Genomic DNA, 12,150 nt, shown 5'->3' with positions numbered 1-12,150 from the left:
CGAAATTGTAGTTCAACCAGACAGTTGAATTGAGCAGGGGGATTTATTCTCTCGGAGAATATTAGGCATATTAACAAAATAAAAGAATGAGAGATTCTGCCATTTTGTCCGCATTTTCTTAATTTCGCCATCCGAAAGAAGGAAAGAAGGTACATGAATAATTTAATTGCAGACATCGACATCATCTCAGGAGAAGAAGCACAAGCATGTGACTTCAAAACCACCGTGGATGAAAATACCGGCAAAACCAGAAAACTCTACATAGAGAGCTATGGTTGCGCCATGAATTTCTCAGATTCAGAAATCGTAGCATCTATCATGAAAGAAGGGGGATTCGATACAACATCCGATTTCTATCAGGCAGATGTGATTTTTCTCAATACCTGCTCCATCCGGGAGAAAGCCGAACAAACAGTAAGAAAGCGCCTCACTGATTTCAACAGAGCCAAAAGAAACAAGCCTGAGATGACAATTGGCGTGTTGGGCTGCATGGCTGAGCGATTGAAGGAAAAGCTTCTCGAAGAAGAAAAAATGGTGGACATAGTCGTAGGCCCTGATGCTTACCGAGACCTTCCCAATCTGATTTCTGTAGCCGAAGATGGACAGAAAGCTGTAAACACATTTCTTTCGCGTGAGGAAACTTACGCAGACATCTCCCCTGTCCGGCTGAATTCCAATGGCGTCACGGCATTCGTATCCATCATGCGTGGCTGTGACAACATGTGTTCCTTCTGCGTGGTGCCTTTTACCCGGGGAAGAGAAAGAAGCCGTGATCCCTATTCCATAGTCGAAGAGGCCAAGGATCTTTTCTCCAGAGGATACAAAGAAGTGACTTTACTCGGCCAGAATGTAGATAGCTACAAATGGTCACCTGAAGAAAACAACAAAGCCAGACTAAACAAAAAAGAAGAGACTGTAAGCGCTGTGGTGAATTTCGCCAGCCTGTTGGAGATGGTTGCCCTGGTAGATCCAAGTCTTCGTGTGCGATTCTCCACCTCCCATCCCAAGGACATCACAGACGATGTCTTATACACCATAAAGAAGTACGACAATATCTGCAAATACATCCATTTACCTGCTCAAAGCGGTAATTCCCGTGTATTGGAAATGATGAACCGAACCTACGACAGGGAATGGTATCTGGAGCGTGTGTCCAAGATCAGGGAGATTCTGGGTGAAGAATGCGGAATTTCATCCGACATGATCACAGGATTCTGCAGCGAAACGGAAGAAGAGCATCAAGACACGCTTTCCTTGATGGACATTGTGAAATTCGATTTTTCTTACATGTTCTTCTATTCTGAGAGACCGGGAACTTTGGCTGCGAAGAAATATCCGGATGATATTCCTCTGGAAGTCAAAAAACGAAGACTGGCCGAGGTGATCACCAAGCAAAGTGCGCTTTCGCATGAGCGAAATAAACTGGATCTTGGAAAGGAGCAGCTGATACTCATAGAAGGAACGTCAAAGAAATCAGCAGATGAGTTGAAAGGGCGAAACTCTGCCAATAAAGTAGTGATCGTGCCTAATGGAAACTACACCAAGGGTGATTACTTAAAAGTAAAAATCACTGACTGCACTCCTGCCACACTATTTGGCGAAGTGATTGAAATAAACCCGCAACATTAAATGATTACAAATCCGGAAATACAAAGCGTCAAGCAGCGCTTCGGGATCATTGGCAACAGTCCACTGTTGAATCATGCGATTCAGGTGGCTATGCAGGCAGCTCCCACTGATATGACTGTGCTGATCACGGGTGAAAGCGGAAGTGGTAAAGAGAGTTTTTCGAAGATCATTCATTCGCTCAGCCTTCGCAAGCATGGTAAATTCATTGCCATCAACTGCGGAGCTATACCTGAAGGAACGATAGATTCTGAGCTTTTCGGTCATGAAAAAGGTTCCTTTACCGGTGCCCATGAAGCCAGAAAGGGATATTTTGAAGTTACTGACGGAGGTTCCATTTTCCTTGACGAAATCGGCGAAATGCCGCTTGGCACCCAGGCAAGACTCTTGCGGGTACTTGAAAATGGTGAATTTATCAAAGTAGGCTCCTCCAAAGTCCTGAAAACAAATGTCCGTGTAATCACGGCCACCAATGTAAAACTTCTCAATGCGGTAGAAAAAGGCAAATTCAGAGAGGACCTTTATTACAGGCTCAATACCGTTCCTATTTTTGTACCCCCGCTGAGAGAGCGTGGAGAAGACATGGTACTGCTTTTCAGGAAATTCACTTCTGACTTTTCGGAAAAGTACGGAGTCCGGCCGATTTCCCTGGATGCAGAAGCTCAGACAGCTCTGATGCGCTATTCCTTTCCGGGCAATATCCGTCAGCTGAAAAATATTGCAGAACAGATTTCCCTTTTGGAAAGTGAGCGGGAAGTAGATGCCGCGACATTGGCAAAGTATCTGCCATCAGACAATTCACGCCTGCCGATGACCCTCCCAAGTCAGTCAAAAAACAGTGACACCACGGATTTCTCTGAGAGAGATTTGCTGTACAAAGTACTGTTTGACATGAAAAAAGACATGAACGAGTTGAAAAAACTCGTTTTGGAAACCTATCAAAACGGCGGGCTAAACCAAAACATCATTCAAAAGCACTCAGGGCTTTTCGAAGACTTGGATAGCGGATTCTCTGCCAAAGAAAATACAGAATCCAGCTCCGGTTACGTTCCTTTAGTGCTCGATTCCAACAAATCAAATTCAGGTAACGAGGATGATTATGAAGATGATGTCATAGAGGATATTATTCACGAGGAAGATGACAATTCCCTTTCATTGGAAAAGAAGGAGAAGGAGATGATTCTAAGAGCTTTGCGCAAGCATAACAATAAGAGAAAATACGCAGCCAGTGATCTGGGAATATCGGAGCGCACCCTTTACAGAAAAATTAAGCAATATGAGATCGACCAATAAGCTTACGTTCTTTACGCTTGGACTGATCTTTTTTCTGTTCCAAAGCTGTTCTGTCAAATACAGTTTTACGGGAACGAACATAGATTACAATCAGGTTAAAACATTTACGGTTGAAAATTTCTTCAACGATTCCGGAGGAGGACCTGCCAATATAGAACAGAGATTCACCGAAGCGCTGAAGGAATATTACCAAAGAAATACCCAGCTGGAACTGGTGCGGTCTAACGGCAACCTGCAGCTCATGGGAGCCATCTCCCGTTACACTGTCTCGCCTCAGGCGGCCGTGTCGAGCAATGATCCCAATCTTCCTGATCGTGCAGGTACCATGCGTCTGACGATAGTGGTGGAAGTGGAATACATCAATACGACGAATGAAGAGGAAAATCTGAAAAGAGGCTTCACTTTTTTTCAGGATTATGATCCAAGAACTACAACTTTGCTTGATGCGGAAGATGAGATGGTAGATGAGATTTTCACTACTATTATTCAGGATATCTTCACTGCGACAGTTGCTAACTGGTAATTTGCCTATATTCAGCCAAAAGAAATTCACGTGAACGCAGCCCAATTTTTAGAAATAGTCCAAAAAGCAGATTCCTTAGATCGTAGTGAGATGCTACAGTTGCAAAAGGTACGGGAGAATTTCCCCTACTTTCAGATTCCGCATGTACTTGCTGCCCGCTATGAATTTCTGAAAGATGGAGCAGTAGATATCCCCTCACTGGGATATGCAGCAATCACAAGTCCCGATAGAATTTGGCTGAAAACCTTAATAGAAAAAGTAGAGGCAGAAGAAAAAGTCCCGGTGCCGGAGGAAATTGTACAAGAGGCAGAAATCAAAGTTGAAGAAAAACTTTCTCCTACGCCGGTCTCAAAGGAACAGGAAGTTCAGGCTGAGCCGACTAAGGTACAGCCAAGAAGGAGAAAACCTCCTAAGGACGACCTAATCGAAACGATCAAAAGAAAAGAAAAAAAGGAAATTCTTGACGAGAAAAAGAGAGAGCAGATTGACTTGATCAGAGCATTCAGCAAGAAGTCAATCAAAATGGCAACTATCAAGGAGATCGAAGCAAACCAAAATACAGAGAACCTTGCGGCTGCCAGTACTCAGATCAACGATAACCTAATATCTGAATCATATGCTAAGATCCTTGCCAATCAGGGCAAGAAGCAATTAGCCAAGCAAATTTATGAGAAATTGGTATTGAAGTTTCCGGATAAAAGGACTTACTTTGCGGACTTGATTGAAAAACTGAAAGATTAACACCCATATTATATGTTTACGTTATTGATTACAATTATTCTGATTTTAGCTGTGTTGCTAATCTTGGTGATCTTAGGGCAGAACTCCAAAGGAGGAGTCGGTGCAGCATTCGGCGGCAGTGCATCCCAAATCATGGGTGTGACCCGTACAGGAAATGTACTTGAAAAAGCAACTTGGGTATTGGCAGTCTCTATACTTGCACTTTCTCTGGCATCTTCTGCTTTTTATACCGGAGCACAATCCAATCAATTCTCTTCTCCAAACATCGATAACGCCAAGCAGCAAGTAGTAGCGCCTACTTTTGGTGAAGACAATAACCTGCTGCCTGCAGCTACTGAGGAAACTCCTGCTGAGACTGACACTACTTCAGGAAACTAAGCAAGACAATTCTTAATCCCATTTTAAGTCTGCTCCGCAAAGGGCAGACTTTTCTTGTTTATACCTCTCTCAACAAACTTTCCCAAAGTTTAAAACTTTGGGAAAGTTGATAAAAAACGAATAAGGCTATACAGAAACACTCTTAAGCAACAGTCGTTTGCTGATAGGGACAAGAGTCTCTTCGATTGGGAATTCTTGTTGGCTATGAATCCTCCAGGTGGCGGGATTGGGCAGCTCTTTGATCTCCCGTACCAGATCCATCTTTATTTTCTCAAGCGTATTGACCAAGCTACGGTGAAATACACCAATCAACCACATACTGATGCTCCGGAATTTCTCCCCTGCAAAATGAAGCAAACTTAATTGGTAACGGTAGGCGTACACTTCCTTCCTTTCCTCTCTAGACAATAAAATATACCCTTCCTTATTGTATATAGGAACGATTCCTACCGGTTCAAATTCCAGCTGGTCTTCTATGTAATCATAAATCGTTCTCCCCTCTTCTATCTGTGACACCAACTTAGGCAAGGCAAATTCGGTAATCATGGAAAGCTCCTTCATCACGCTATCCTCACTTACGCTGGATTGGTAGTTCAGCTTTCCTTTTTGAAAGTCAATGGAATCCAACGTCTTGGGAAAAAGCTCACTGAGGCCACTGCTATTCGATTTCAATTCATTCAAATCCCGATAATGGTCTATCAATTCACTGAGAGCGGGATAAAGTTTCATCTCATTGAAGTGCTTGCTTGTTTCCTGCAAAAAGGCCAGTAGCTGATACTTTTTATACTCGAAATCGATGTGGCCCTCGGTGATCCAGTTTTTCGGTAGTGTTTTCATAGGGGATAGGTTTGGTAATAAATTACGAATTTCTGACAACTTTGAAGCGTCCCGAGCAAAAATGGCAGTCATCTCTGCCAAAAAAAATCCAAATTACCATCGAATCCCCCAAGATTGACAGCCGGTTTGTCAGCCTTTCCCCTTATTCCTTCCTTGGCACAGGAAGTGCTATTAGGCAATTACATTTTAATCTAACCTTTAAACGAATTTATACTATGTCAAATGTGAACATCAAACCTCTTGCAGACAGAGTTTTGGTACAACCTGCTGCGGCTGAAGAGAAAACAGCATCCGGCCTTTATATCCCGGACACCGCTAAAGAGAAGCCACAAAAAGGTACTGTAGTGGCAGTAGGAAATGGCAAAAAAGATGAGCCTTTAACCGTAAAAGTTGGAGACACCGTTTTGTACGGAAAATATTCCGGTACGGAACTAAGTGTAGAAGGAAGCGACTACCTCATCATGAGAGAGTCTGATATCTTCGCTATCCTTTAATAAATCATCCTGAATCGTTAACCAAAATATTTACCAATATGGCTAAGCAATTATTTTTCAATACAAGTGCAAGAGATCAGCTGAAAAAAGGTGTTGATGCACTTGCAGATGCAGTAAAAGTAACATTGGGTCCTAAGGGACGTAATGTGATCATTGATAAGAAATTTGGCGCACCTACCATCACCAAAGATGGTGTCTCTGTTGCCAAAGAAATCGAATTGGCTGAGCCAATCGAAAATATGGGCGCACAGCTTGTAAAAGAAGTAGCTTCCAAAACTGCTGATAATGCAGGTGACGGTACTACTACTGCTACTGTCCTTGCTCAGTCCATCTTCGGCGTAGGTATCAAAAACGTAGCTGCCGGAGCTAATCCAATGGATCTTAAAAGAGGTATTGACAAAGCAGTATCTGCTGTAGTGAAGCAACTACAAGCTGATTCTAAGCAAATCTCTACTTCCAAAGAAATCGCTCAAGTAGCAACTGTATCTGCCAACAACGACGAGGAAATCGGAACAATGATCTCCAACGCAATGGACAAGGTAGGTAAAGACGGTGTAATCACCGTGGAAGAAGCAAAAGGTACTGAAACTGAAGTAAAAACTGTAGAAGGTATGCAGTTTGACAGAGGTTACCTTTCTCCTTACTTCGTGACCAACACGGAGAAAATGGAAGTGGAGCTAGAGCAACCTTACATTTTGATCTACGACAAGAAGATTTCTTCAATGAAAGAATTGCTTCCTGTTCTTGAGCCGGTAGCCCAGTCCGGTAAGCCTTTAGTGATTATTTCTGAAGATGTAGATGGCGAAGCACTTGCTACCTTGGTAGTAAACAAAATCAGAGGCGCCTTGAAAGTAGCCGCTGTAAAAGCTCCCGGTTTCGGTGACAGAAGAAAAGCAATGTTGGAAGACATCGCTATCCTTACCGGCGGAACAGTAATCTCTGAAGAAAGAGGTTTCAAATTGGAAAACGCAACTGTTGATATGCTTGGTAGAGCTGAGAAAATCAACATTGACAAAGACAATACAACTATCGTGAACGGTGCCGGGGATGCAGCTGCTATCAAAGGCAGAATCTCTGAAATCAAAGCTCAGATAGACAAAACTACTTCTGACTACGACAGAGAGAAATTGCAGGAAAGACTTGCTAAACTTTCCGGTGGTGTAGCTATCCTTTACATTGGAGCTGCTACTGAAGTGGAAATGAAAGAAAAGAAAGACCGTGTAGATGATGCACTTCACGCTACTAGAGCTGCTGTACAAGAAGGCGTAGTAGTAGGTGGTGGTGTAGCTCTGGTAAGAGCTGCTGAAGCTCTTAACGATCTTAAAGGCCTAAATGAAGATGAAGATACCGGTATCAACATCATCAGACAAGCCATCGAATCTCCATTGAGAACTATCGTGTCCAACGCCGGTGGTGAGCCTTCTGTAGTGATCAACAAGATCAGAGAAAACAAAGGTAACTATGGCTACAATGCCAGAACGGACGTTTACGAAGATCTTTTCGCAGCAGGAGTAATCGATCCTACTAAAGTAACCCGTCTGGCTCTTGAGAATGCAGCATCTATTGCAGCGCTTCTTTTGACTACCGAGTGTGTAGTAGCTGATGTGAAAGAAGATTCTCCTTCAATGCCTCCAATGGGTGGCGGCGGAGGAATGGGCGGCATGATGTAATCATCCCCCCATCTTCAATAGGAAAAGGAGGTTCCCCGCGGGACCTCCTTTTTTATTGCCTGAATAGTAGTGTTTAAAGGAGATTATATTAAAAAAGGCGGTTAAACTTTTTTCTTGAATCAGTATTAATTGTATTTTGGCTATACTTAACGGCTTCTTTTCTACTTTAAACCTCTAAATGATCCATTTTGACACCATTTTTCTAGTGGATGATGATCCCATAAATAATCTTATCAATAAAAGGCTATTAGGGAAAGTTGAACTTGCAGAGAATATAGTTGAATTTCTCGAAGGCGAAGAAGCATTGGTCAAGCTCCATGACATTACTCCGGGTCAATCGGTTCTTATTTTTTTAGACATTAATATGCCTGTCTTGAATGGCTGGGAATTTCTAAATAAATATCAGGAGATACATGCCTGCAGATCTGATAAGATAGTCATCCTATCCAGTTCCATAGATTATCAAGACAAGCTTAAAGCCAAAGAATATCATGTGGTATCCGGCTTTCTTGAGAAACCCCTGACTTTGGAAAAAATAAGGATGCAAATGGAGAAATACGAACAAGAATAGCTCTTGCCCCTCCTCCATTCGCACCATTTTCAAACTACCTTTTTTTCCATAGCTTTAGAATTTGGATATCATTACATAAGAGCTCTTTCCATTCAGGAAAGTCACAAATCTTGGAAGGACTGTGAGATGCCCTTCAAGATTACCCTTTGGCGCAGGAGAGAAAAATATAGAACAACCTACTAAGAGACGCTTTCTAAATCCTATTATTTATTGCTTGACTACTTTTCCTTCTTTCATGACAAACACCACATCTTTCATCACTTTGATATCCTTCTCCGGATCACCGTCTACAGCTATTATATCTGCCAATTTACCCACCTCGATTGATCCAAGTTTATCTTCAATTCCCAAAAACTGAGCGTTAGTTAAAGTGGCCGTCTGAATGGCTTCCAAGTTTGGCATTCCAACTTCAGTCATGTAAATAAATTCCCGGTAGTTTTCTCCGTGTGGAAATACACCCGCATCAGTTCCAAAAGCGATTTTCACCCCTTTTTTATACGCTCTTCCAAAGGTTTCCTGAATCTGGGCACCTATCCTCTTCGCCTTCTCAGCTACTACGTCCGGATAATATCCCGGAATCTCCGCAAAAGCAGCCGCTGACATACCCGCTGTCACCGTCGGGACAAGCCAAGTACCCTTTGCTTTCATCATATCCATGGTCTCATCAGACATCATCGTACCGTGCTCTATAGATGTCACTCCAGCCTTGACCGCACGCTGCATCCCCTCATCCCCATGGGCATGGGCAGCTACCATAATTCCAAAATCTGACGCAGTCTGTACCACAGCATCCAGTTCATCCTGCGCGAATTGCGGAGCAGATCCATCCCTGGCCACAGATAAAACCCCGCCTGTTGCAGTCACTTTGATCAAATCCGCTCCAAACTTCACTTGCTGCCGTACAGCCTTTCTCGCATCATAAGGCCCGTTGATGACTCCTTCATCAGGTCCCGGATCCCGCATCAACTCTCTTTTCATTCCGTTGGTCGGATCTGCATGCCCTCCCGTAGGAGCAATGGATTTGCCTGCTGTATATATCCTGGGACCGACTACTTTACCGGAGTTGATGGCATTTCTAAGTGCAATGTTCACCCCGGATCCACCTAAATCACGTACCGTGGTAAATCCGGCCATAATTGTCTTTTCGGCAAAGAAAATAGACTTGAATGCTACATCAGCCTCATTTTCACGAAATCCGTCTACATACCTGGTGGGGCTCGTCTCCCCTTCAATATGAACATGCATATCCATCAAACCCGGCATTACCGTCCTTGCTTTCAAATCTATAGCTGCATCACCTGAATCGGGATTTAGATATCCGGCACTGACCGAGACAATTTTATCATTTTCCACAATGATGGTCTGCTCGCTCAGCATGGTCATATTCCGCACGTCTAGTAATTTGCCTGCATGGATATATGTCTTTTGCGCAAAGACACTTATAGAAAATAGCAAAGCTATTCCACTTAGTATAATTTTTCTCATAAAGCAATAGTTTGGCTGATGGTTAAAATATAAGGCAGTTTAACAAAAAATTACAGAAAATACTCCAGTATTCATCTAATAACAATGTTCATGTAGCTCAAACTCTATTTTTTTTGTGAAATCCGCTTGAATTTCCTACAGAGAAAAGAATTAACCGTTTTGTTGTCAGGAAAACAGAAGACAGATGATCCGAGTGGCCCAAAACTGGAGTTTCACCAATTCTATCATACTTTTATCTGTTTTGCTGTAGAAAAGCAGATATTCATATCAGAAAAAGTAGATACATCCTCCTCCAAAAGCGGATACTTTTTTGTGGTAATGGTAATTCTTACTATGGTATGGCTCCTGTGGACACTCTTTACTTTAGAAAAAACTAATTAAGCACATCACGCAATTCCTCCTTTTTCTGAAACATCGCCTTTGCAAATGGACAGAGCGGGATCACTTTGATCTCCTCTTTGCGTACAAAGCCCACCAACTCATCAAGTAGCTTCCCTCCTATTCCCTGGCCTTTCAGACTTTCATCTACTTCTGTGTGTTCAATGATCATCTTCTTAGGTCCTGCCATTACATAGACCATTTCCGCAGCTCGCCGGCCACCCTCTTCCAAAAAGAATGAACCTCTTTTTCCGTCAGATTCATGTTGGATTTTAATTTCACTCATCATATTTAGCTTTTTGTTCTACCTTCAACCAATTCATCATTTTTTAGTCAGTAACAACTTGATACTTATTACTGACTACTTGATACTTCAAAACCTAATTCGCTTCCTCAATCTTAACTTTAACTTTTTTCACCCGTTCATTCTTGAGTTTAGGAATAAGTTTCTGCACCAGATTGCTTTTCACTGCTACATAAGAAGCAAAATCCATAATGGTGATCAACCCTATTTCTACACTGGTAAGCCCTCCCTTTTTGGTAAGCATCCCCACAATATCTCCCTTGCTGACCTTATCTTTTTTGCCTGCACTTATATAAAGGCAAGTCCATTCCTGAGGAACCGGAGGCACAAGCTTTTCATCAACCTTGAATTCCTCGATGAATTCATCAATGTATTCCGGTTTAGCTTCATCATTTGCCAAAATCATATAAGACAACCCTTCTGCATGCATTCTGGCTGTCCGTCCATTTCTATGGATAAAAGCATCTTCTTTGGGCGGCAATTGGTAATGCACCACATGCTTTATTTCCGGAATATCCAGACCCCTCGATGCCAAATCCGTCGCAATCAGTAAATTGGTGACTTTGCTCCGAAATCGTATCAGGTTCTTTTCCCTATCTATCTGTTCCAATCCACCATGCAACACCGAGTGAAAATAATTATAGTCATTCAGCAAAGTGCTTAAGCGATCTACGGCATCACGGTGGTTACAAAAAACGATACAGGATTCGGACTGAAATCCAGCTACCAATCGCATCAGCGTTTCTCCTTTTTCCTTACTCGAACTGTGAACAACCTTAAGCTCCAGCTTGGACTCTACGACGTCCCGAAGGAAATTGACTGTACGATGATCTATAAATGGCAGGAAATCAGGCATTCGTTTCAACACTGTCGCAGAGGTAAGCAAATGTCTCTGCTGCCCGTCAAGTGCTCCGAAAATCACTTTCAACTGCTCATGAAAGCCCATTTGTAACGACTTGTCAAATTCATCAAGCACCACCGTATGGATGGTTTTGGGATCAAAAGAACCCCGCTCTATATGATCGGCCAGCCGTCCGGGCGTACCGATGATCACTGCAGGTGCTTCTCCCAGACTGTTTGATTCGAGCTTGGAAGAATGTCCTCCGTAGACTGTGCTCACCCTGAAGGAAGTTTTCATCCCCTTGAATACCTGCTCGATCTGGATTGCAAGTTCCCGCGAAGGCACGATTATCAAAGCTTGGACTTCTCTCACATTCTCCTTTAGGGAATTTAGAAGTGGAATCAGAAAAGCAACTGTCTTTCCTGAACCGGTGGGAGACAAAAGTACAATGTGGGGGTTCTTGGCAGCTCTGGAGATAAATTCCGTTTGCATTTCATTGAGACTGTCAATCGAAAGGCTCTTAAGATACTGGGCGGTGGATTCTGTTTGTTTTTCTGACACCCCCAAAAGTACCAATTTACCGCGAGCTAAGTATTCTATTCCGGTACTGACTACTAAACTTCCTTACCCTTCACCACCAAATACCAGTCTCCCTCCAGCGCCAAATAGCCATAATCGTAGCAATAATGATAAATACCGCCCTTTTTGGTTTCGTAGAGATGTGTGAAATATTTGAACTGAAAGCCGTCACGGATCAAACGGTCTCTCGGGATTTTGGCCAATTCCTCCCCTACCGGAATAATGCTTTCCAATATATTCCGGTTCTTTTTCAAGCTGTGATTCACCCTGCGGATGTAATTGGTGGAGAAGGCATTTTGCTGATTGTTATGTGTATTTCGACATTGATCATCACAGAATTTTTTGTCGATTCTGCCCTGAATGACAGCACCACAATTCAAGCAGTATTTTTTCTCGGTTGCCATACGCTAAAAAGTTTGATCTAATTTAA

The 12,150-nt window shown here is 42.7% G+C and carries 13 protein-coding genes; 8 read left to right on the top strand and 5 right to left on the bottom strand.

What is annotated here, in order from left to right:
* The first annotated feature begins 153 nt into the window (after nt 1-153).
* The 5 genes from miaB to secG all read left to right on the top strand — a co-directional run bounded on the left by miaB (nt 154) and on the right by secG (nt 4,561).
* Nucleotides 154-1,629 (top strand): tRNA (N6-isopentenyl adenosine(37)-C2)-methylthiotransferase MiaB, encoded by a 1,476-nt coding sequence (gene miaB, locus J2X69_RS18110; RefSeq protein WP_310106506.1) that lies wholly within the window; start codon nt 154-156, stop codon nt 1,627-1,629.
* Nucleotides 1,630-2,919: a sigma-54 dependent transcriptional regulator gene (locus J2X69_RS18105; protein WP_310106504.1), complete on the top strand. Its 1,290-nt coding sequence runs from the start codon at nt 1,630-1,632 to the stop codon at nt 2,917-2,919.
* Nucleotides 2,903-3,442, top strand: coding sequence for an LptE family protein (locus J2X69_RS18100; protein ID WP_310106502.1), 540 nt, complete (start codon nt 2,903-2,905; stop codon nt 3,440-3,442). Before J2X69_RS18105 ends, J2X69_RS18100 begins: the two co-directional genes overlap by 17 nt.
* 90 nt (nt 3,443-3,532) lie before the next feature.
* Entirely contained in the window at nt 3,533-4,183 is a 651-nt protein-coding gene (locus J2X69_RS18095) for a hypothetical protein (RefSeq protein WP_310106500.1), read from the top strand.
* Between the two features lie 12 nt (nt 4,184-4,195).
* Nucleotides 4,196-4,561, top strand: coding sequence for a preprotein translocase subunit SecG (secG, locus tag J2X69_RS18090; RefSeq protein WP_310106498.1), 366 nt, complete (start codon nt 4,196-4,198; stop codon nt 4,559-4,561).
* 126 nt (nt 4,562-4,687) lie between these two features.
* Here secG and J2X69_RS18085 read toward each other — a convergent pair whose 3' ends face one another.
* The gene (locus tag J2X69_RS18085) at nt 4,688-5,398 is read right to left on the bottom strand and encodes a hypothetical protein (protein WP_310106496.1); all 711 of its coding nucleotides are present in this window, start codon (nt 5,396-5,398) and stop codon (nt 4,688-4,690) included.
* Nucleotides 5,399-5,613: 215 nt separating this feature from the next.
* Here J2X69_RS18085 and groES point away from each other — a divergent pair, with 215 nt between their 5' ends.
* The 3 genes from groES (at nt 5,614) to J2X69_RS18070 (ending at nt 8,133) form a co-directional block, all read left to right on the top strand.
* Entirely contained in the window at nt 5,614-5,892 is a 279-nt protein-coding gene (groES, locus tag J2X69_RS18080) for a co-chaperone GroES (RefSeq protein WP_086542933.1), read from the top strand.
* A gap of 38 nt (nt 5,893-5,930) precedes the next feature.
* Nucleotides 5,931-7,562 carry a chaperonin GroEL gene (gene groL, locus J2X69_RS18075; RefSeq protein ID WP_310106492.1) on the top strand — a complete coding sequence of 544 codons (1,632 nt, stop codon included), beginning with the start codon at nt 5,931-5,933 and terminating at the stop codon, nt 7,560-7,562.
* Between the two features lie 178 nt (nt 7,563-7,740).
* Nucleotides 7,741-8,133, top strand: a complete 393-nt coding sequence (locus tag J2X69_RS18070) for a response regulator (RefSeq protein ID WP_310106491.1) — start codon at nt 7,741-7,743, stop codon at nt 8,131-8,133.
* A 207-nt stretch (nt 8,134-8,340) separates the two neighbouring features.
* Here J2X69_RS18070 and J2X69_RS18065 read toward each other — a convergent pair whose 3' ends face one another.
* From J2X69_RS18065 to J2X69_RS18050, 4 genes are all read right to left on the bottom strand, one after another.
* Nucleotides 8,341-9,618 carry an amidohydrolase family protein gene (locus J2X69_RS18065; protein ID WP_310106490.1) on the bottom strand — a complete coding sequence of 426 codons (1,278 nt, stop codon included), beginning with the start codon at nt 9,616-9,618 and terminating at the stop codon, nt 8,341-8,343.
* 373 nt (nt 9,619-9,991) lie between these two features.
* Complete coding sequence (locus J2X69_RS18060; protein WP_310106488.1) at nt 9,992-10,285, bottom strand: GNAT family N-acetyltransferase; 294 nt, start codon at nt 10,283-10,285, stop codon at nt 9,992-9,994.
* A gap of 91 nt (nt 10,286-10,376) precedes the next feature.
* Nucleotides 10,377-11,702 (bottom strand): DEAD/DEAH box helicase, encoded by a 1,326-nt coding sequence (locus tag J2X69_RS18055; protein ID WP_310106487.1) that lies wholly within the window; start codon nt 11,700-11,702, stop codon nt 10,377-10,379.
* A gap of 53 nt (nt 11,703-11,755) precedes the next feature.
* Entirely contained in the window at nt 11,756-12,124 is a 369-nt protein-coding gene (locus tag J2X69_RS18050) for a hypothetical protein (RefSeq protein WP_310106485.1), read from the bottom strand.
* Nucleotides 12,125-12,150 lie beyond the last annotated feature (26 nt).

The organism is Algoriphagus sp. 4150, from assembly GCF_031457395.1.
Classification (GTDB): Bacteria; Bacteroidota; Bacteroidia; order Cytophagales; family Cyclobacteriaceae; genus Algoriphagus.
This window is presented reverse-complemented; position numbering and strand designations above follow the sequence as displayed.